The sequence below is a fragment of the Rhizorhapis sp. SPR117 genome (genome assembly GCF_021742065.1).
In genome coordinates this window covers 91,767-112,543 of the sequence record NZ_JAKKIE010000003.1, presented here as the reverse complement: position 1 = coordinate 112,543, position 20,777 = coordinate 91,767, and the positions used below count along the sequence as shown (strand labels likewise).

Sequence of the window (20,777 nt, the reverse complement as noted above, 5' to 3'; positions counted from 1 at the left end):
CGCATGGGCATGAACATGGCGTAGAAGCAATCCGCCGGGCGAAAACCGCGCGGTCGCGGTACGCTCCGTTTGCCCGGAGCAGGTGCTTCAAAGCAGACCGCCGCGATTCTCGGGCGAACGCATCGGGCTGGCTATATCTAGGGAAGCGCCGCACAGGGGTTCACACCTCTTCGGCCGAGTAGACCGCATGTGCTTTTCGGCCACTTCCAGCTTTGTCGCCGCCGGCGTGATCGGAGCGATCGGCGTGGCGACTCTCCGGCATGTCCGCGAGCCCCGCGCGCTGCTTTTCGCGTCTGTGCCGATGCTGTTTGCGCTGCACCAGTTTTCGGAGGGATTTGTCTGGCTCGGGCTGGATGGCCGGATCGGGAAGATGGCGCTCGACCACCTCGCGTTCCTGTTCATGCTCTACGCGCAGGGGATTCTCCCACTCCTGATGCCGGCCGCGGTCGCGCTGATGGAACCGCCCGGCTGGCGTCGCGGCGCTATCCTCGGATTGACGGTCATTGGGGCTTTGGTGTGCGTATGGGACGTCTATGGGCTGATCTCTCTTCCAAGCCATGTGTTCGTCGAGCACCATTCGATCGCCTATCGCAATCAGCTAACCGGCAATTTCGGGATATCCTGCTTGTATATCCTCGCCACCTGCGGGGCCCTCCTGCTTTCAAGCCACCGCGTCGTCCGGGGTTATGGCGTACTGAATGTGATCGGGCTGACTATCGTCCAGATCGTCAAGGAATATGCCTTCGCCTCGGTCTGGTGCTTCTATGCCGCCATCTTGAGCGTCATCATTTATTGGCACTTCAACCGCCGCAATATCGATATTGGAACGCCCAACGGCGCGTCGGACGACGTCAAGCCGCTGCTTTTCCCCTGGCTGCGTCCGCGGACCGCCGTTGTCGCGAGCAAGCTTGATTCCTGATGGCCCGGTCAAGAGAGCCGTGCGTGCGGCTCGAGGCTTCGCGGCAATCCACTACCGCTACCCGTATTGGGGCTCGTCACGGAATCGCTCCTATAGAGGGGCCAGAATGTCGCGGTGGAGCTCAGCTTTCAGCTCCGCTGGCAAGAGGAACGCGGCTGACCCTGCCATGGTGCGATCGGTTCCCTCCACGCGCGATCCATTCGCCCGGACCCGACTTGAACGAGACCCGCCAAATCTGCGACGCTGGGCTCGTCGTCAGCCAAGCGATGGCTTGTCGAGGGTCTTCTCCAGCCATGCACAGGACAGCTCGGCCTCAAGCACGGCGAGCCAACCAAGATCGTCGTCCGAGGCAAGACGCATCATCGCCGACGGATACGCGAGCACCAGCGCCCATGGTTCCTGGGGCCGCCTGAATGTCACGGGCTGGCCCTGCTCGGAGGCAGCCTTGACCATCATCGGCCATAGCTTGTCGCCATCGCCAGCGCGGGGCGCCACAGCGATCGTGACGATCGGCTCGCCCCCGGCAGCGAGCATGGTGAGCAACAGACGGCTCTCGTCGACCGTCGCACAGAGACGGTAGCCAAGCCGCTGGACTATCAGGACGCCGTCCTTGCCCGCGACAAGCGCCCTTTGAATGGCGGAGCGCGCTGCGGCGAGGCGATCAGGCGGGATCGCCTCGGGATCGATCCAGTCTCCCAAGCCACCGCCGATTGTCTGGAGCCAGAGGTCACTCATCGCAGCTGCGCCAACGGGTCGCTGATCAAGGCAGACGCGTCGCCCGATGTGCGGAGCGCGCCGAGGCAAATCCGATTGACCTGTCTCTCGAGGCGACAAGGCGACATTCGTGCGCTGCGCAGGCCGTGCCTTGGGGAAGTCGCGTCCGGCGCCGTCAACGAGCCGTAATGAAAGCCTTGATCTCCCATTTCCCGCCCCCTGATGGTCGCGCCGAGGCGCCGATCGGCATCCCCTGCCGATCCACGTCACGCAGGTCAATCCGGACCATTTCGTCAAGCGTTTCGCACACGGAAAATCTGAGAGGCGAATTGTCCGACCGAGGGGGTGCGCAGACGCGCCAGTGGTGCCACTATCTGCTGGTGAAGCAGATCTCGACCATTCTTGAGTTCTCGACGCTCCGGCAGGGGCTCGTCGAGATCACCCATGAGGTGACCGATTGGGTGGCCGAAGCGGGAGTACAGGAGGGGCTGCTCACGCTGTTCTGCCGCCACACCTCGGCGTCGCTTCTGATCCAGGAGAACGCGGCAGCGGAGGTGCGTGCCGATCTCGAGTCCTATTTCGCGCGAATCGCTCCGGAAGATCCGGCAGCCTACGCGCATGACGACGAAGGCTCGGACGACATGCCGGCGCACCTGCGCGCTGCGCTGACGCAGGTGCAGCTGTCGATCCCGCTGATCGATGGGCGCCTGGCGCTCGGCACTTGGCAGGGCATCTATCTGTTCGAGCACCGCCGGCGGCCGCATCGACGCAGCATCGCGGTGCATCTGATCGGGGCATGAGCGCAGCCGTCCGACAGGCATCGCCATGGCGCGGATGAGCGCGGGAATTCTGCTGTACAGGCGCCGCGGTACGGAGGTTGAGGTCCTGCTTGTCCATCCCGGCGGGCCTTTCTGGCGGAACAAGGACGCCGGATCATGGCAGATTCCCAAAGGCTTGATCGAGCCGGGCGAGGAACCATCCGCGGCGGCACGGCGCGAGGTCGAAGAGGAGCTTGGCATCCGCCTCACCGGCGAGCTCCATCGGCTGGGACAGCTGAAGCAGGCGGGCGGCAAACTGGTCGAGGCATTCGCATCGGAGCAGCAGGTCGACATCGAGGCTATCGCGAGCAATCGGTTCGATCTGGAATGGCCGCCGCGATCCGGCAAGATAGGGTCGTTCCCGGAGATCGATGAAGCGCGCTGGTTCGCTCTCTCGAGCGCGCTTCCCAGCATGCTCGCAAGCCAGCGTCCGCTGCTCGATCGGCTTGCCGATTATCTGCGGAGCGGCGATGATTCGCGTTCGCGGTTGGAACGATAACCGGCAGCAGCAGCCGGCGACGGCCGGGCGTTCGAGCGGGAACCGATCCTGTGCTTCCGTGACTCTACCGATGAGCTGTCCCTCGCAGAAATGATAACCACGCGAGACCCGGTATGCCGTCGTGCGCGCGGCTGGGGCCGTATTGAGGCAGCAGGCGCCGCATGCCGGCTGTCCAAAATCGACGGGGACATGAAATCATGGACGATGACTTCCGGCGGGCAGCACTCGATTACCATCGGTTCCCCAAGCCGGGAAAGCTGAGCGTTGAGTCGACCAAGCGTATGTCGAACCAGCGCGACCTGGCGCTGGCCTACTCGCCGGGCGTCGCCGCAGCGTGCGACGCCATCGGCAGTGATCCCGAGGCGGCGCGGGATCTGACGGCCCGCGGCAATCTGGTCGCTGTGATTTCCAATGGAACAGCCGTGCTGGGCTTGGGCAATATCGGACCGTTGGCCAGCAAGCCGGTGATGGAAGGCAAGGCCGTCCTCTTCAAGAAGTTCGCAGGGATCGATGTATTTGACATCGAAGTCGATGCGCTCGATCCGGATCGCTTCATCGAAGTTGTGGCGGCGCTCGAGCCCACGTTCGGAGGCATCAACCTGGAAGACATCAAGGCGCCGGAATGCTTCGTCATCGAGGCGGCGTTGCGCCAACGCATGAACATCCCCGTCTTTCACGATGACCAGCACGGCACCGCGATTGTATGCGCCGCCGCGATCCGCAATGGCCTTACGCTGCAAGGCAAGCAACTCGAGGATGTGCGGCTCGTGACCTCCGGCGCGGGCGCTGCGGCGCTCGCCTGCGTCGACCTGCTGGTAGCCATGGGCCTGAAGATCGACAATGTCACGATCACCGACATTGACGGTGTGGTGCATGCCGACCGGCCGGGCATGGCGCCGAACATGGCCCGCTACGCCCGCGTCACCAATGCCCGGACCTTGCCGGAGGTGCTGGAGGATGCGGACGTCTTCCTCGGCCTGTCCGCGCCGCGCGTGCTCAAGCCCGAATGGTTGCCGCTCTTTGCCGAAAGGCCGCTGATCCTCGCGCTTGCGAACCCCGATCCTGAGATCCTCCCCGAACTCGTCGCAGCCGCGCGTCCCGACGCGATCGTCGCAACGGGCCGGTCAGACTATCCCAACCAGGTCAACAATGTCCTGTGCTTCCCCTTCATCTTCCGCGGCGCTCTCGACGTCGGCGCCACCGAGATCAACGAGGCGATGAAGCTGGCGGCGGCGGAGGCGCTGGCAAGCCTGGCCCGCGCCGAAGCGACCGAACAGGTGGCGCAGGCCTATGGCGACGCGGCGCTCCTGTTCGGCCCAGAGCACATCATCCCGAAGCCCTTCGATCCCAGGCTGATCCTCAAGATCGCGCCTGCGGTCGCCCGGGCGGCGATGGAGAGCGGCGTCGCCCGCCGCCCCATCGCGGATTCGGCGCGTATCAGACCGAGCTGGAGAAGCTCGTCTATCGTTCGGGCCAGCTGATGCGCGGCGTCTTCAATCAGGCGCGCGACACGGGCAAGCGGGTCGCCTATGCCGAAGGCGAGGACGAGCGCGTGCTGCGCGCGGTGCAGACGGTCGTGGACGAACGCCTGGCCGAACCGGTGCTTATCGGCCGGCGCGATACGATCGCGGCGCGCATCCGGCGATTGGGGCTAAGGCTGCAGATCGGCGGCGATGTGACAGTCCTCGATCCTGAGAGCGACGACGCGCTGTTCACCCCCCTGGACGCGCGCTATCAACAGCTCGTAGACCGAAGGGGCATCAATCCGGCGGCTGCGGCGCGCGCAGTCAAGCGTCGGCCGGCCGTTGCGGCCGCGATGCTGCTGGAGGCTGGGGAAGTGGATGCCGCGCTGTGCGGCGGTACGGCCGACTGGTGGCAGCAGATGGCTTGGGTGCTGCCTATCATCCCACGTCAGCCAGGCGTGAGCCGCGCCTATGCTATGACCGGTCTCATCCTGAAAAATGGTACGCTCTTCTTCTGCGACACGCATATGAATGTCGATCCGACGGCGGAGCAGGTCGCCGAGATGACCCGGCTTGCGGCCGATGCGGTACGAAGATTTGGGGAGCCGATTAGAGCGGCGCTTCTCTCGCACTCCAATTTCGGAGCTTCGGCCTCGCCAAGCGCGCGCAAGATGCGGCAGGCCTTGGCGCTGATCCGCAAGGAAGCGCCCGATCTGGCGATAGACGGGGAGATGCACGCGGATGCCGCGCTGAGCGAAGCACTGCGGAACCGGTTCGTAACCAGCAGCCGGCTGAAGGGATCGGCCAACCTGTTGGTCATGCCCTCGCTCGATGCAGCGAATATCGCCGTCACCCTCCTGGCAGCCTCGTCGGAGGCATTGACTGTCGGCCCGATCCTGCTCGGCATGTCCAAGCCCATCCAGCTTCTTGTTCCGACCGTGACAGCCCGCGCGATCGTCAATCTCACGGCGATTTCTGTCGCCGAGGCTGCGGTTCCTCAAGACAGCGCCCGGGTTTTTGACATGGCGTGACCACCCGCAGATCGACGCGGGCCATCATGCCGTCGGTGAATCTTATCCAGCGACGAGATTGATCGCCATCGATCGCGACGGCCCCGTACGGCAAGCGCGGCGCCCGGCAGGCTGCCCCACGCTCGAGCAGCTTCCAAGCCATGCTCGCGCGGCGGTTCGGTAATGTTGCGTATACTGTGGCGGCATCGCGGCCTGTACCCCGTTCGCTAAAGATCCTGACCGAACGAGGAGAATGTCATGTCCCGGGTTTCCCTCATCGATAATGGCATTACCGGACCTGACGACGCGATGATCAGGCGCGCAGGAATCAGTTCGAAGACGCGCGGATGGACCATCGCGTTCTCCCCGCTCGCCCTCGCTGCCCTCCCGTTGATCTGCGGACCCGCGCTCGCGCAAAGCGCCGCCGACCAGCGGCGTTGGACGGACGCCCAGGATCGCTACCGGGCGGAGGTTGCCCGCTACGAAGCCGAGCGTGATCGATATGAAGCCGTCGTGCGCGCCGATCATCCTGACGCGGCCGGCCGGCGCGGCGATCCCTATGCGACCGATTACGACGCGGCCCGCCACTATCGGGACGATCCCCGTTATGGCGAGCGCCGCCTCTCCGATCGCGACGAGGTCTATCGTGGATCGGATGGACGCTACTACTGCAAGCGCAGCGACGGGACGACAGGCCTCATCGTCGGAGCAGCGGGCGGCGGAATCCTCGGCAACATCATCGATGGCGGTCGCCATCGTGCCGCCGGCACGTTGATCGGCGGCGCGCTGGGCGCGCTTGCCGGCCGTTCGATCGAACAGAACGACATCCGCTGCCGCTAGGCGCCCGGTGCACGGACGGCCTCATGTCGCGACCGTGGCCGACCCTATCGGCTTTCTCGCAGACCTGGTGCCGGTTCAGATTGGCAAGCCCGAGGACATCTTCATGACCCAAAACAGTCGTACCCATTCCAGGCGCGCGGCCCACTGCCGGCGCTGGCTTGCCCGCGCGCTGGTGCTGGCTGCTTCTCTCTTGCCGGCGGTTGCTCCCGCCCAAGCCGCCGCTGCGGAGAACGACATTCCGCAGCGCCGGGAACTCTGCATCCGATCGATTGCGCTGTCCGGCCTCGATCAGGTGATGGACACGAACATCCGCGAAGCCGTCGAAGATTCCTTCCGAACGCTTTCGGCGGCCTTCCCGGATGAAACGGATACGATCTCCGCCTATCGCGATTCACTTGCCGAGGCGATGTCGGCCGCGAAGGGCCCGGTCCTTTCGAGACTTCGCGAGAGCTGTGCGGCGGCGTTCAGCGTGGAGGAGCTGACCGGAATCAACGCCTTCTACGAGAGCAATGCCGGTCGTGCCTGGCTCGAAAAGAGCCGCACGCTCATGATCCCGGCACTTGAGAAGGCGGTGAGCGATGTCACCCCCGAGATGATTGTCGACGCCCAAAGACGCTTTTGCGCCCGGGTCGGCGGCTGCAAGAAAGAGCCGGCGATACCCCCTGCTCATCCGACACTGTGAAAATGTCCGGCAATTACGCCGACGACGGCTGCAAGAGTGGCGGATATCGAACGGCACCCACGCCGAGGACAATCCGAATCGGCCGAAACCTGCGGAAAGCAGGTAGAGACCGGGGCATGCGAAGCTTGCTAGCCAGAAACACCGAGAAGAGACGGTGCGCTGGGGGTCGCCAGCCGCCAGACGCTCAGATGGTCAGTAACCATGGCATACCACGCCCTCGCGTCGCTCGCCGTCCCGGGTCCGCGACTTCCGCCGGTCAGACCGGGCCGGCGACGTCCAAATGGAGTTGGCTCGGCACGGCCCTGCTGCTTGCGGTGGCCGAGGCCGCTCCTGCCGTCGCCCAAACAACCGCCGCTCCTCTCCCGAATGAGCCTCCAGGGTGGACCGCTGCGATCCGGGAGGTGGAGGTCGAGCCCAGCGTTTCGGTCGATGGCCAGACCGACAAGGACGAGGTCGAACGCCGTCAGGTGCGCAACCTCAACCGACAGGGCGCGATTATGCTTGATGCCGCAAGGCAGCGTGCGGATGCGATCCAGCGCAACTACGAGGAGGCGTTGGCAAGATCACGGATCGAGGAGAAGCTATATCAGGATGCGCTCGCCAAGCATCGCGCGGAGATGGAGGCCTGGGAGCGCGCGCGACGCGAGCAGGTTCCGCGATAGGCGTCAGAGATGGCGGCGCCGCGGTTTTGGGCGCTATCGGCCGATGGAGCGCGGGCCTATGCCGCCAAGGGGATTGATCGACCCGGGGTCTCGACCGCAGCTTCAACTCGCGTTGCGAGCATAGATGCGCGTTCAAGCAATTCGCCGTTCAAGCGGCTCGGCACAAAGTCATCCCATTTGGGCCTTCTTCAGCGCCGGTCGCGCGGACGAATCCATAGTAAACGCATCGCTGCGGAGACTTTTGCAGCTGCGATCGATGGGTACCGGCGAGATAGGCAAGTATGGCAGCGCGCGCCCGATGAACCCTGCTTTTCAGAACCGCGAGCGATATGCCGCACTTTTCCGCAGCGGCCTCATAGGCAAGTTGGTCCTCGATCACGGCAAGCAGGGCCTGCCGGTGGGATGCGGAGAGTGCTTCGAGGGCCGCCTTGAACTCATCGCGCAGGAGAGCGGTGTCCTGATCCGGTGGCGACACCGGCGCGCTATGCAGTGCGAGATTGGCCCGATCACGCTGCCGACGCTCGCGCCGCACATGCGACAGGAAGAGGTTGCGCAGGATCGTGAAGGTCCATGCCTTGAAGTTGCTTCCGGCTTGGAACCGCGCACGCGCTTTCCATGCCCGCGACAATGCCTCCTGCACGAGATCCTCGGCGCCGTCGGCACCGCTGGTCAGCCGGTTCGCATAGCGGGTCAGCGCCGGCAGCGATGCCCGGGCTGCATCCTCGAACTCACTTGGGGTCATCGTCTGCTCTCTCCTGAAAGGCCAACACATGATGCCGAGAACTGTCGCTTACCGCGGGAGGCCGATCGCCCTGGTCACCGTTCCCCGCGGCGCGGCCACATGCGCAGCCCCGGTGCGTAGATGCCGAGGATGCAGGTCAGCGCGATGAACACGAGAGCTATGACCATGGTCACGACCCAGAATCGAGGATCTTCTCGCGACACGAACCAGCCAGCGATCAGCGCGGGTATCAACAGCAGCAACCTGGCAATCCAAGCCATCGGTCCATCCTGACTTCATAGAGCCAGGACGGCACGTCCTGGCTATCGTTGCGGCGATGCACCCGCGCGGGGCAGGCGGTCACCGAACTTTAGGCGAGAGATTAGCCGAGGAAGGGCCGGGCCAGCATACGTAAGATTACCAAATCATTGCAGCGATCTGGCCGCCGCTTGTCGGCACGGGCGAGGCTGATCGAAGCGCAGGATGCCCGTTCACCCATATGGGTCATCGGCCCGCACCGGTCGTTTAAGGGCTTTTGCGCATTGCCCGCCAACCGTCGGTCTTCCTATGGTCCGGAAGTGCCACGAAGGTGCGCAAGCGGACGGCATATCCGTTCATGAATCGACCCGAGACAGGGAATGGCTGTGAAAAAAAAGACCGTCAAAACCGACGACGACATCCGCAGCAAGCCAAGGCACATCGACTTTCTCATCGTCGGCGGCGGGGTCGCGAGCGCGATCGCCGCCGAGACGCTGCGCGTCGAGGGAGCGAGCGGCTCCGTTCTCCTGTTGTCGGCGGACGAATTGCCGCCCTATCATCGCCCGCCCCTGTCGAAGCAGCTCCTGCCGGAACATGACGATGAGGCTCGGATCTTCGTTCATCCGCTGAGCTTTTACAGCGATCACCAAATCGAGCTGCGCCTTAACAGGGCCGTCGTCGACGTGGACGCCGCTCATCAGATCGTGCGCACTGCGGACGGCGAAAGATTCGCTTATGGGAAGCTCCTCATCGCCTCGGGCGCAACACCGAAAGCTCTCGGGATTCCTGGAGAAGCGCTCGATGGTGTCCACGCCATGCGGACCAAGGCCGATACGGATGCCATCCGCGAGGCGGCGGCAACCGCAAAACATGCAGTGGTCATCGGCGGAAGCTTCCTCGGCATGGAAATCGCCATGTCGTTGATGGAGCGCGGCCTCGATGTCACCGTTATCGAGCGCGGAAGCGCGCTCCTTCCGCATCTCGAGGCGCCGGGCCTCTCCGGCTATTTCGAGCGCCATATGCGGCAGCGGGGCGCGACAGTCGTGCTGAACGACGTCCCGGTCGCATTCCACGGGAGTAAGCTGGTCACGGAAATCCAGACGGCTGCCGGGCAACGGATAGCTTGCGATCTTGTAGTGGTCAGCGTCGGCGTCATTCCCGCCACCGGGTTTCTGGAAGAAAGCGGGATCAAGCTGGAAGACGGCTATGTGGCCGTCGACTCACAGCTGCGGGCGAGCGCTCCCAACGTCTTCGCGGCAGGCGACGTCACAAGCTTCTACGATCCCGTCTTTGCGCGCCAACGCCATATCGAGCATTGGGACAACGCCATAAAACAGGCTCGCCTTGCCGCGCGTAACATGCTGGGCCGGCGCCTGAGATATGATGAGGTCTCCTATTTTTTCTGTGAAGTTGGCGACATCGGCTTCAATGTGCTGGGCGCGACCGAGGAAGCCGACGAATGGATCAGCCGGGGTTCGCTCGACGATCACTCATTTGCGCTGTTCTATCTCAAGGGTGAGGTGTTGCGCGCGCTGTTCTCGACGGGACGGCCTGCCGACGAAACGCGCGTGTCCGAAGGGCTCATTCGCTACCGCGTCAACCTCGGCTCGGTGAAGGCACGGCTTCAGCAGGCGGACTTCCCGCTCGAGCAAATTCCGACGCAGACGGCGCTCATTCTCCAGGGCGGCGGCGCACTGGGCGCCTTCGAATGCGGCGTCGTCAAGGCCCTCGAGGAACAGCAGCTTTATCCGGACATCGTCGCGGGAGTTTCGATCGGCGCCTTCAACGGGGCCATCATCGCGAGCAATCCCAGGCAAGCGACGCGTGCCCTCGAAGCCTTCTGGAACGAACTCGCGGTGATCACTCCGGCACCCTCACCCACCATCTTCAGGCAGGCGGTCGCCGCAGCCCAAATCCTGACCTGTGGCGTGCCGAGCTTCTTCAGGGCGAGATGGCTGCCACCGTTCACTCCATGGGAGTGGCCCGCGACTTGGACGAGCTTCTATGACACGACGCCCATGCGTCAACTGATCGCGAAACATGTGGACTTCACCACGCTCAAGGCGAGCCCGGTGCGCCTGCTGATCAGCGCCGTGAACGTGGCCACCGCGGAACTCGAGGTCTTCGACAGCTACGTCGATGACCTGACCCCGGACCATATCGTCGCCAGCGGAAGCTTGCCGCCTGGCTTCCCGTGGACGGTGATCGACGGCAAGGCCTATTGGGACGGGGGCATCATCAGCAACTCGCCGCTCGACCTCGTCGTCGACCGCTGCGGCCCGGATGGCAAACGGGTCTTCATCGTGGATCTCTATTCTGGTCAGCGGGCGCTCCCGGCCAACATGATCGAGGTTCTCGCCCGCCGCGACGAGGTCGTCTATTCCGAGCGCGTGCGAAGCGATCTGCGCTACCGCGAGACGGTCGATAGCTATCGCAGGCTCATCGACCATATTCTCGGTTATGTCGAGCCCGCCGAACTGGCGCGCGTCAAGCATCTCCCGGGCTTTATCCAGCTTATGGGCGACGGCGCGCCGACGAGGATCACCAGATTCGTCCGGACAGGGCGATCGAATGAGCATTCTTCGGCCGACTATGATTTTTCGGATGTGGCGATCGAGGCCAGCCGGTCCGAAGGCTATGCAGTCGCCAAGACAATACTTGGCGAGACGCACGCGCCGCCGAACCATCCTGCAGGGGCATAGTCTCCGGGATGGCCACGCTCCGCTCTTCTCAAGTCCAAACGCCACGGATTCGCACGCCAGGCGGAATTTTGGAGATCATCACCGCGGCCAGGAAAACGGCATGGCCGTCTCGCCTCGTCTGTCTCCATTCTCATCGAATCGACGTTCGAGGATGAAACCGCGCCCGCCATCATCGATCGCCACCACCGTGCTGCACCGCGTTCCGTAGACCGGATTGTTGATGAAGATCGGTGAGAGGCGTGGCTCTTGCGGCACGTCCGAGGGGCCGACTTCCGGATCGAAGCTTCGCGGACGACCTTCTTCCCGTAGTCCATCAAGGAGATATTCAGGGTGGCGTGCGCCGGCGTCGACCCAGTGGCTCAGGATGCTTTTGAGCCGAACGGTTTTGGGCCAGGACTCGTCGAGTGCGCCGTTGGACAGGCCATAGACCCCCGAGGGCAGCCTGCGCCGCGCTGGATTGGGCTTGTTCGACCAGAATTCGGCATGAGCCGGCCGGATGAGGATCAGATTGAACGGATTGAAATCCATGAGATCGGTATCGGATGGCTCGGCATACCGCCCCTCACCCGCCAGCAGATCCCTCAGAAGGACGCCGCGCGATGGCCGGCCCGTCTCCGACGGCCCGAACCCTCGCAGGTTCGTGACTACGGCAAACCTCCCTTCCTCCGACACACCCAGCCATGTGCCACCCGATTGCCGGTCCTTGCCAGCCAGGACATGATCCGGCTGGTCCCATCGCTGCAGCCGTCGTGCCGGGCGTCCGTGAAACTCGTCGCGATTGCCTGCCACGATGAAGGGCCAATTCGCATGGACGCGCCACGCCAGTGCTAAGACGCACATACGCCATCGCCGGTGCTCATCGAGGCGAGTCGACCGCCGCTTGAGGAAACATGGCTCCGCTCCGAGCGCGCATGAACCAGCACCCCTGGAATTTTCGTCTGCTGGCCATCGTTGCGGGCGCCGCCGCGATCGGCCTCGATGGCATGAAGCCCCGCCATGATATTCCTCCCGCTTATCGCCATAGCAGCTTCACGGGCCGGATGGGCAAATCGTTGGAAATGCGGTGGTCGCCGGCTATGCTTCGTTGCGAAGTAGGCGATGACAGGAAAACAGAGACTATTGGCCGTCAGTGCGAGGTGACTTCGGCAATTACCGTCCTGGCACGTGCAATCGCAGCGGCGCTGGTGAGCTTGCGCTCCTCAATCTGATCAGCGAAATCCATCAGCCGTTCGCCGGAGGCGGAGCCGGTTTCGGCCACCTCGGCGACACTCACGCCCTGCCCTTTCGCGATCGCCTCGTCCCAGGCCGTGCGCACCGCCGCCCAATAGTCCTTCGTCGCGGCCCAATAGGCGTCCGCCGCGGCGATGTCGTAATCGTCGGCCTTTGCATAGGTGTTGAGCACCGATTCCTGGACGAACGGCGAGAGCTTGCCGTCGACCAGCCCCATCTTGATGTTGTCCTGCCAGTGGATCCAGCCCGCGGGCGAGGGCGAATGCCGGTTGATCGCGAGATAGCGGTCATAGGGCGGATGGCGCACCGCGTCGCGCCGGGCGAGCGGGCGCCACGTCCAGTTGCTCCGCCAGCGGCGCACGCCGCCTTCCTCGGTCCACTGGCCCCAGCCGCCGTAGCGGGGCGAATCGTCGGTCTGCCATACCGTCTGGGACCAGCGGCCGGCACGCATCCGCTCGGGCACCGCCTCGATCGTCCAACGTCCCTGGCCCGCATAGACGAGCACGCTGGAAGGCTCGTAGGTCCAGTCCTGCCGCCAATGCTTGATGACGAGGGTCTTGCCCTTGTCGTCCTTCACGACGAGGAGATGCTGGAGCACGATCCGCCGGCCCGCATCCTCGATCACGCGGATGCTTTCATGTCCGCCCGAGACCTTGGGCTCGATCGGGGTGTAGCCGGCCCGCCAGGGCGTTGTCTCGCGCATGTCGAACGTCACCTTGTAATTGCCGGCCATCGCGAGGATCGAGGCGCGATCGGCCGCGAAGGCGGCGTTTGCGGCCGCTGCGTCGCGGGGCGCGACAGGGCCGTCCGCAGCGGCAGGGATCGCCGTCAGCAGCGATGCCGCGAGCAGAGCGGCCTTCAGGAAAACGGGCTTCATCATCATCCTCTCGTCAGAATCGCGCCGTCAGCGATACGCTCGCATTGCGGCCGGGCTGGGTATAGGCGTCGGTGACCGGGGAGGTGGCGGCGAGCCCGCGCACGTCGCTCCACCAGGCATATTTGCGATCGAGCAGATTGAATATGCCGGCCCGCAGCGTGAAGGCCGCGCCGATCCGCACATAGGCGGTCGCGTCCAGGATCGTGAAGGCGCCCGGGCGGAAACAGGGCGCGCCATCACAGATCGTCGCAGGATCGCCCCCGGCGTCCGTATAGACGGTGCGACGGAGTTCCTTCTGCGCTGCGTGGGTGGCGATGATCTGGCCGCCGAACCTCCCGTCGGGATGGTCATAGCCGATCCCGACGACGAGCTTGAGCGGATCGATCGACGAAAGCGGCGACCGCGAGCCGTCCCCACTGATCGTGGTGCCGGTGGCGTAGCTGATTGCGAGGCGCGCGCTCAGACCCGATCGGTCGCGCAGGTCCAGCCTGCCCTCCACGCCCTTGATGCGCACCCGATCGAGGTTGATGAACTGGAACACGGCCGGATCGCCCGGCGCGAAGCTGCCGCTCACCACCTGCTGGCTGATGAAGTTGCGGTACCGGCCCGTGAAGCCGGTGACGCCCGCGCTCAGGGGCCCCTGCTCCAGCCTGACGCCGCCTTCCCATGTCTGGCTGGTCTCGGGGCGGAGATCGGGATTGGGGATCGAGGTGTAGCCCTGCGCCAGATTTTCAAAGAACTGGTTGGCCTGGCTCGGCGAAGGCGCCTTGAAGCCGCGGGCATAGTTGGCGAACAGGCTCGCAGCGTTGCCAAGCCGCACCACCGCGCCGATCTTCGGCGAAAGGCGCGATCCGTCCTGCCCGGCTGTCGCGAACGCCGGCAGCAGCGGATCTTCCTTCGGATCGAGCTTGTAATAGTCGAAGCGCAGTGCGGGGAAGAGCGTTATCGCGCCATTCGCGAAGGCGATCTCGTCCGCCACATAGCCGCCGGCCAGCGTATAATCGGTCACGGGGAAAGCGCGCGTCGGGAAGACGTCCGGTGGGGTCGGCACGGTGCCGTCGCGCAGGCCCTTCTGGCGCGTGATGCTGGCATCCGCGCCATAGACGAGGCGATGGGTGAGCCCGCCCGTCGCGAAATCGCTGCGCAGCTCCACGCTCGCGCCGAGGACGCGGTTCTCGAAGGTGTTGCGGCGCGTGCGATCGGCAGCCGTGTTGCGGTCCTCGGCAGTGAACTGCCGGTTCTCGCCGTCCTGGAACCAGACTGTGGTATGCGCGCCGCCGATCGCGCCCGATCCCTTGTAGAGCCAGTCGAGACTCACGCGGTCACGGCGCGTCCTGTCGCGCGCGAAAAGGGCGAGCACGCTGGTCGGGCTCGTCGGCACGGCCGCGACGCCGCTGAGCACGTTGCTGCGGACATGATCATCGAGATGATCGAGCGTCAGGCGGACCCGATTGGCGTCGTCCGGGCTCCAGACGAGCTTGCCGAGGACCGCGTTCGAGCGCGTATCCTGCGGGTTGGGTTCGGTACGCGTGGCATTGGGCGCGCCGTTGCTGCCCTTGTTGTCCAGCTCGTGGCCGTCGCGCCGCGTGTAGGCGAGCAGCGCCGACCAGTCGCCGCTCCGTCCCGCGACGATGCCGGTTTCCGAGAATTGCTCGTCGGCGGAATCGTAGGCGGCGCGCGCCATGCCGCCGAAGCCGTGGCCATCCTTCAGGAAATCCGCCGGATCGCTGGTGACGAAGCTCACCGCGCCGGCCAGCCCGTCGCTGCCGTAGAGCGCCGATGCCGGGCCGCGCAGTATCTCGACCGACTTGATGAGGCCGAGATCGACATAGTCGCCGCGGCCGGCCGATTGCGCGCCGAAGTCGAAGCCGTCGGGCACGCGCACGCCATCGACCTGGATCAGCACACGATTGCCTTCAAGACCGCGGATGTTGAAACCGGCATTGCCGTCCCGCCCCGTCGCCCCGAGCGCCGCGCCGAAGCGCGTCGGCGCCCGGCGCACGCTCACGCCCGGCTCGAACCGGACAAGGTCCTTGACGTCGGAGACGAGCTCGTCGGCGATCCTCTTGTCGTCAATGACGGTGACGGTCACAGGAACATCGAGGACGGATGCGGGCAAACGGGTGGCGGTGACCGTGATGGTGTTACGCGGATCGGTCAATATGAGCGGATCCCCGTCCTGTGCCGCCGCGGGCGGCGCAGCGATCAGCACCAGAACAGCGCCCGCAGCGCCACAGTTCGCCCGGCGATACCAGGTCGACCGGTGACGCAGGCCCACCGCGCTTCGCGAAACAGAATAATCCACCCACCGCCCCCAAACGTAATGTTATGCTAATGCGAATCAGTCGCACTAGGATGACTTACGGAGTTGATTGGGAAGCGTCAACATGAGAGGATATGTGTCGGTCCTCGGCGCTGGATCATGTGGTGATCGCACTGCACCGCGTCCCACGGCCGCACCTGGAGCGCCTCCTTCCGTCGTGGTTGCTGCATTATCGACGATCGGGCGGTGCGCCGGTGTCGCGTCCTTGCCGGCGAGCGGGCTCAGTCGGCGCCATGCTCCGCATACGGAGCGCGGCATTAGATGCCGGGCGGGCCCTTTTGTGTCGATGCAAGCCCCATTGAGCGGGGAGAATCGTCGAGGGTCGCAGCATCTTCATCTCGCCCTCGAGCCTTGCCGCGAGCGCGGAATCTGCTTGATCATACCGTCAACGCACTCAGGCAGTCAGGCAGCCGATGATCGCTCGGACGACGTTACCGGTTTCCCGCACGTCACGCACGGCGATCGTGTCGAACCCGGCTGCGCGTACCGGCTCGTCATTTCCGCCCGGATAGATGGCATCGCCGAGAAACAGCATGGCGTCCGCCGGAACGCCGGAATGCTCGCTCAGCTTGCGCATCGCGTAAGCCTTGTCGACGCCGCTGCGCGTGATGTCGATGGAGGTCGATCCGCCGGTGTTGATCGAAAGACCGGGCAGCATCGCGCGAAGCAGCGCCTGCAGTCGCTTGCGCTTTGTAAAGTCGGGATCCCATGCGGCTTTCGCAGCGAGCGGCGCCTGCTGGCCCAATCCCGAGAAGGTGATCTGCGTGCCGCGATCCTCGATCTTCTCACCCCAGGTCTGCGTTTCGACGAGGCCCGCTTGCGTCGCCGCCTGGTCGAGCGCGCGCATGATCCTGTCACGTTCGGCGGCGTCGAAGCTGTCCGCATAGATTTGCCGCCAGCTGCCATCCTGAAAGCGGTAGAGCTTGGTGCCGGTGGTCGGCATGATGAAGAGCCGGGCCAGATCGGCGGCGCCGGGCAGGCGCGCGACCACCTGTATCTCGAACTGCGGCCAGTCCCCACCGGAAATCACCCCCACCTTGGCGACGTCTAGCAGCCGGGCGAGCAGACCGGCCATCTCCTCGCCGATCGGCTGCTTGCTTTCCGCGAGGGTCCCGTCGAGATCGAAGGCGATCAACTGCTTCATTCGGCACAACCCCTTATCGCGGCGATGGCCTGCGCATAGTCGTCAGCGCCGAAGATCGCGGTGCCCGCAACGATCACGTCGGCGCCCGCTTCGACGACCGAGCGAACCGTATGCGAATCCTGCCCGCCATCGACCTCGATGTGCGGGCGCAGGCCGCGCTCGTCGCACAATTTGCGCAGCGCCGCGATCTTCGGAAGCATCTCGGGTAGGAACTTCTGACCGCCGAACCCCGGGTTGACGGTCATCACGAGGATGATCTCCACGAGGTGGAGGACATGCTGGATCCATTCGACGGGCGTCGCGGGATCGATCACGACACCCGCGCGACAGCCAAGCTCACCGATCTGGCCGAGCACGCGGTGAAGATGGACGGTCGAGCCAGGCTCCGCCTGCACCAGCAGATGGTCCGCGCCGGCCTCAGCGTAGGAGGCGAGCGACCGCTCGGGTTCGATCACCATCAGATGGACGTTGAGCGGCTTTTCCGTCGCCTTGCGGATCGCGCGGAGGACCGGCGGCCCGAAGCTGATCTCGGACACGAAGCGGCCGTCCATCACGTCGACATGGATCCAGTCTGCACCTGCCCGATCGACCGCACGCACCTCCTCGTGGAGATGACCGAAATCGGCCGCGAGCACCGACGGCGCGACGAGGACATCCCCCGTCATCCGCGCGCCGCCATCGGCAGCAGAATCTCGTCGATCGCGTGGGCGACGCCATCCTCGTCGTTCGAGCGCGTTACGTGATCCGCAGCCTCGCGGACCTCTTCCGGTCCCTGCGCCATCGCGATCGACAGGCCGGCGCGGGCGAACATCGGCAGATCGTTGCGCTGATCACCGATCACGGCGACCTCCTCCAGTCGAACGCCTGCCGCCCGCGCAAGCGCTGCCACACCATCACCCTTGTTCGCCGCCAGGGCGGTGATGTCGAGATAATAGGTTTGCGACCGCGCCACAGTCGCATCCCGGCCCAGCGCATTCGCGACCTCGATCTCAAGGACAGCCAGCATCGCATGATCGTCGCTTACCGCCACGATCTTGTCGGCCGCATCCAGCAGTTGCGAGAAGTCCGAGCCGACGATCGGCTCCTGATTGGCCGCCTTGCGTTCACGCGGGGTGTGGACCTGGTCGAGGCGCTCGGCATGCCAGCATCCCTCGCGGAACAGCCATTTGGTGATGCCCGGCCGGTCGATCAGCGTCAGCGCGCGCTTCGCGACCGCCGGGTCGAGGCGCGCGGCTGCCATGATCATGCCGTCCGGCCGCACGATGGTGCCGCCATTGAACGCGCCAAACGCTGCCTTCAATCCAAGGCGCTCCGCGATCCACAGCATCCCGCTCGGCGGCCGCGCGCTGATCAGCGTGAGCGCGACGCCCGCCGCCTGCAGGCGCCCGCACGACGCGATCACCGCCTCGCTCAGGCTCTTGTCGTCGCGCACGAGCGTGCCGTCGATATCCGAGACGACGAGGCGGATGGCGCTCATGCGACCGGATGCCAGGCGCGCCCGTCGCGCGCGAGCAGCGCCTCTGCGGCCACCGGCCCGGCGCTTCCGGCGGCATAGTCTTCCGGTTCCCCGGAGACGCTCCACGCGTCGAGCAGCGGCTGCACCGCCCGCCAGCCACCTTCGATCTGGTCGGCGCGTTGGAACAGGGTCTGGTCGCCGATCAGCACGTCATAGAGCAGCGTCTCATAGCCGGTCTGGTGTCCGAGGTCGAACTGCTCGGAATAGGCGAAATGGAGGCTGGCGGGCACCGCCTCGACGAGCGGCCCCGGCTGCTTCACCGCGAGCTCGAGACAGATGCCTTCATGCGGCTGGATCTGCAGCACGAGCTGGTTGGGCGGGAGCGCGCCGGTCGGCGTGTCGTGGAACAGCATCAACGGCGCATTGCGGAACTTGATGACGATCTCCGTGTCACGGGCGGCGAGCGCCTTGCCCGTGCGCAGATAGAAGGGCACACCGTGCCAGCGCCACGTCTCGACCGCCGCCTTGAGCGCGACGTAGGTTTCGGTGCGGCTCGCGGGATCCACGTCGACGGTATCGCGATACGGGACGACCTTCTGGCCGCCCGCCTCGCCTGCCCCATAGCGGCCGCGCACCGCATCGTCGGGCTCCAGCGGCCGCAGGGCGGCGATCAGCTTCGCCTTCTCGGTGCGCACCGCTTCGGCGCCGAAGCTGTTGGGCGGCTCCATGCCGACCAGCGCGAGCAGCTGGAAGAGATGGTTCGGCACCATGTCGCGCAGCGCGCCGGTGGCGTCGTAGAACTTGCCCCGACCGCCCACCGCCACCGTCTCGGCGGCCGTGATCTGGACATGATCGATATAGCGGTTGTTCCAGACCGCCTCGGTCAGCGCGTTGCCGAACCGCGCGACCATGATGTTCTGGACCGTCTCCTTTCCCAGGAAATGGTCGATCCGGTAAATCTGCTCCTCATGGGCACAGGCGAGGATCAGCCCGTTGAGCGCCTGCGCGGACGCGAGATCGGTGCCGAAAGGCTTCTCGATCACGACCCGGCGGAAGCCCTGCGCCTCGTTCAGCAACCCCGCCTTTCCGAGGCTTTCGACGATGGGGCCGAAAAAGCCGGGTGCGGTCGCAAGGTAGAAGACGGTGTTGCCGGCGATCCTCCCCGCGAGCGTCTCGAACAGCGCATCGTCCCCGAAGTCGCCCTTCAGATAGTGGATGCGCTCGCGCAGCCGCTGCCATTCCGCGCCCGCCTCGAGGAACTCGCCGAGCTGGTCGCGAAGCTCATCGTCGTCGGCATCATGATAGCTGATGCCGAGGAAGCCGGTGTTCGGATCGAGCAGGCCTGAGCGTTCGACGTTGACGATCGCCGGCATCAGCAGCCGGCGCGTCAGATCGCCCAGAGCGCCGAAGATCACGAACGTCGCGGGCGGTGCGACAGGAGCCGTGCTCATTGCGGCATTTCGACGTGGCCGCCGAAGCCGAAGCGCATCGCCGACAGGAGCTTGTCGCCGAAGGTCGTATCCACCCGGCTGCGGTAGCGCGCGAACAGCGCGGCCGACAGGACATAGGCCGGCACCGCTTCCTCCATCGCCGCGTCGATCGTCCAGTGACCCTCGCCCGAGTCGGCGACATTGCCGCTATAGGCTTCGAGCATCTGGTCCTTCGCGAGCGCCGCCGCCGAGAGATCGAGCAGCCACGACGAGATGACGCTGCCGCGCCGCCAGACTTCGGCGATGTCCGTGAGATTGAGGTCGAACCGCTCCTCCTCGGGCAGCTTGTCCGAGGACTTGCCCTTGAGGATGTCGAAGCCCTCGGCATAGGCCTGCATCAAACCATATTCGATGCCATTGTGGACCATTTTGACGAAATGGCCCGCACCGGCGGGACCGGCGTGGATATAGCCCTTTTCGGCGCGCGGATCCTCGCCCTCGTTCTCCATGCGGTTGGGCGTGCGCGGGATCGTGCCGTAGCCCGGCGCGAGCGTGTCGAAGATCGGGTCGAGCAGGTCGACGGTCGCCTTGTCGCCGCCGATCATCATGCAGTAGCCGCGTTCGAGGCCCCACACGCCGCCGGAGGTCCCGACGTCGACATAGGCGATCTGCTTCTCCGAACAGGCTTTGCCGCGCCGGATATCGTCCTTGTAGAAGCTGTTGCCGCCGTCGATGATAACGTCGCCGGGCGAGGCGAGGCCCAGCAGCGCTTCGATCGTCGATTCGGTCGGGGCTCCCGCAGGCAGCATCACCCAGAAGATCCGGGGGCCTTCGAGCTTGCCCGCGACCTCGTCCAGCGAGCCGGAGGGGATTGCACCTTCCTTGGTGAGTTCCTCGATCGCCGGTGCATATTGGTCGAAGACAACGACCTCATGGCCGCCGCGGATCAGACGGCGCGCGATATTCCCGCCCATTCGGCCAAGGCCGATCATCGCCAGACGCATCCGCCACGCTCCTTCTGTCAAAATT

General features: G+C 65.0%; 19 protein-coding genes and 1 pseudogene. 8 read left to right on the top strand and 12 right to left on the bottom strand.

Annotation, left to right across the window (positions count from 1 at the left end; all coding sequences use genetic code 11):
• Nucleotides 1–187 precede the first annotated feature (187 nt).
• Nucleotides 188–919: a DUF6629 family protein gene (locus tag L3X40_RS02285; RefSeq protein WP_066556474.1), complete on the top strand. Its 732-nt coding sequence runs from the start codon at nt 188–190 to the stop codon at nt 917–919.
• Between the two features lie 255 nt (nt 920–1,174).
• Here the strand turns inward: L3X40_RS02285 and L3X40_RS02280 are convergent, their stop codons facing one another.
• Nucleotides 1,175–1,654: a hypothetical protein gene (locus L3X40_RS02280; RefSeq protein ID WP_066556471.1), complete on the bottom strand. Its 480-nt coding sequence runs from the start codon at nt 1,652–1,654 to the stop codon at nt 1,175–1,177.
• 359 nt (nt 1,655–2,013) lie between these two features.
• On the opposite strand from L3X40_RS02280, the gene L3X40_RS02275 reads away from it, so the two are divergent.
• The 6 genes and pseudogenes from L3X40_RS02275 (at nt 2,014) to L3X40_RS02250 (ending at nt 7,607) form a co-directional block, all read left to right on the top strand.
• Nucleotides 2,014–2,433, top strand: coding sequence for a secondary thiamine-phosphate synthase enzyme YjbQ (locus tag L3X40_RS02275; RefSeq protein ID WP_066561615.1), 420 nt, complete (start codon nt 2,014–2,016; stop codon nt 2,431–2,433).
• Nucleotides 2,434–2,458: 25 nt separating this feature from the next.
• Entirely contained in the window at nt 2,459–2,950 is a 492-nt protein-coding gene (locus L3X40_RS02270; RefSeq protein WP_066556468.1) for an NUDIX domain-containing protein, read from the top strand.
• A 197-nt stretch (nt 2,951–3,147) separates the two neighbouring features.
• Nucleotides 3,148–5,444 (top strand): annotated as a pseudogene (locus L3X40_RS02265) (NADP-dependent malic enzyme).
• Between the two features lie 237 nt (nt 5,445–5,681).
• Nucleotides 5,682–6,263, top strand: a complete 582-nt coding sequence (locus tag L3X40_RS22410) for a glycine zipper 2TM domain-containing protein (RefSeq protein ID WP_335339803.1) — start codon at nt 5,682–5,684, stop codon at nt 6,261–6,263.
• 34 nt (nt 6,264–6,297) lie between these two features.
• Nucleotides 6,298–6,945 carry a DUF2059 domain-containing protein gene (locus L3X40_RS02255; protein ID WP_066556467.1) on the top strand — a complete coding sequence of 216 codons (648 nt, stop codon included), beginning with the start codon at nt 6,298–6,300 and terminating at the stop codon, nt 6,943–6,945.
• Nucleotides 6,946–7,133: 188 nt separating this feature from the next.
• Entirely contained in the window at nt 7,134–7,607 is a 474-nt protein-coding gene (locus L3X40_RS02250; RefSeq protein ID WP_145907240.1) for a hypothetical protein, read from the top strand.
• A gap of 148 nt (nt 7,608–7,755) precedes the next feature.
• Here the strand turns inward: L3X40_RS02250 and L3X40_RS02245 are convergent, their stop codons facing one another.
• Together L3X40_RS02245 and L3X40_RS02240 are read right to left on the bottom strand one after the other, a co-directional pair.
• Nucleotides 7,756–8,349, bottom strand: a complete 594-nt coding sequence (locus L3X40_RS02245; protein ID WP_066556460.1) for a sigma-70 family RNA polymerase sigma factor — start codon at nt 8,347–8,349, stop codon at nt 7,756–7,758.
• A 74-nt stretch (nt 8,350–8,423) separates the two neighbouring features.
• The gene (locus L3X40_RS02240; protein ID WP_066556458.1) at nt 8,424–8,609 is read right to left on the bottom strand and encodes a hypothetical protein; all 186 of its coding nucleotides are present in this window, start codon (nt 8,607–8,609) and stop codon (nt 8,424–8,426) included.
• 363 nt (nt 8,610–8,972) lie between these two features.
• Between L3X40_RS02240 and L3X40_RS02235 the strand changes: the two genes are divergently transcribed.
• Complete coding sequence (locus tag L3X40_RS02235; protein ID WP_237230019.1) at nt 8,973–11,288, top strand: FAD-dependent oxidoreductase; 2,316 nt, start codon at nt 8,973–8,975, stop codon at nt 11,286–11,288.
• 78 nt (nt 11,289–11,366) lie between these two features.
• Here L3X40_RS02235 and L3X40_RS02230 read toward each other — a convergent pair whose 3' ends face one another.
• The 9 genes from L3X40_RS02230 to gnd form a co-directional block, all read right to left on the bottom strand.
• A complete protein-coding gene (locus L3X40_RS02230; RefSeq protein WP_237364197.1) occupies nt 11,367–12,128 on the bottom strand; it encodes an NRDE family protein in 762 nt (253 codons plus the stop codon).
• On the bottom strand, nt 12,116–12,286 hold the full coding sequence (locus L3X40_RS02225) for a hypothetical protein (protein ID WP_158511733.1): 171 nt from the start codon (nt 12,284–12,286) through the stop codon (nt 12,116–12,118). The genes L3X40_RS02230 and L3X40_RS02225 overlap by 13 nt, the downstream gene beginning before the upstream one ends.
• A gap of 128 nt (nt 12,287–12,414) precedes the next feature.
• Nucleotides 12,415–13,401 (bottom strand): DUF6607 family protein, encoded by a 987-nt coding sequence (locus L3X40_RS02220; RefSeq protein WP_066556450.1) that lies wholly within the window; start codon nt 13,399–13,401, stop codon nt 12,415–12,417.
• A gap of 7 nt (nt 13,402–13,408) precedes the next feature.
• The gene (locus L3X40_RS02215) at nt 13,409–15,700 is read right to left on the bottom strand and encodes a TonB-dependent hemoglobin/transferrin/lactoferrin family receptor (protein WP_237230017.1); all 2,292 of its coding nucleotides are present in this window, start codon (nt 15,698–15,700) and stop codon (nt 13,409–13,411) included.
• A 412-nt stretch (nt 15,701–16,112) separates the two neighbouring features.
• Nucleotides 16,113–16,862, bottom strand: coding sequence for an HAD-IIB family hydrolase (locus L3X40_RS02210; RefSeq protein ID WP_066556448.1), 750 nt, complete (start codon nt 16,860–16,862; stop codon nt 16,113–16,115).
• On the bottom strand, nt 16,859–17,527 hold the full coding sequence (rpe, locus tag L3X40_RS02205; protein WP_066556443.1) for a ribulose-phosphate 3-epimerase: 669 nt from the start codon (nt 17,525–17,527) through the stop codon (nt 16,859–16,861). Before rpe ends, L3X40_RS02210 begins: the two co-directional genes overlap by 4 nt.
• Nucleotides 17,524–18,339 carry a Cof-type HAD-IIB family hydrolase gene (locus L3X40_RS02200; protein ID WP_066556440.1) on the bottom strand — a complete coding sequence of 272 codons (816 nt, stop codon included), beginning with the start codon at nt 18,337–18,339 and terminating at the stop codon, nt 17,524–17,526. The genes rpe and L3X40_RS02200 overlap by 4 nt, the downstream gene beginning before the upstream one ends.
• Nucleotides 18,336–19,769 (bottom strand): glucose-6-phosphate dehydrogenase, encoded by a 1,434-nt coding sequence (gene zwf / locus L3X40_RS02195; RefSeq protein WP_066556438.1) that lies wholly within the window; start codon nt 19,767–19,769, stop codon nt 18,336–18,338. Before zwf ends, L3X40_RS02200 begins: the two co-directional genes overlap by 4 nt.
• The gene (gene gnd, locus L3X40_RS02190; RefSeq protein WP_066556437.1) at nt 19,766–20,752 is read right to left on the bottom strand and encodes a phosphogluconate dehydrogenase (NAD(+)-dependent, decarboxylating); all 987 of its coding nucleotides are present in this window, start codon (nt 20,750–20,752) and stop codon (nt 19,766–19,768) included. Before gnd ends, zwf begins: the two co-directional genes overlap by 4 nt.
• Nucleotides 20,753–20,777: the final 25 nt, after the last annotated feature.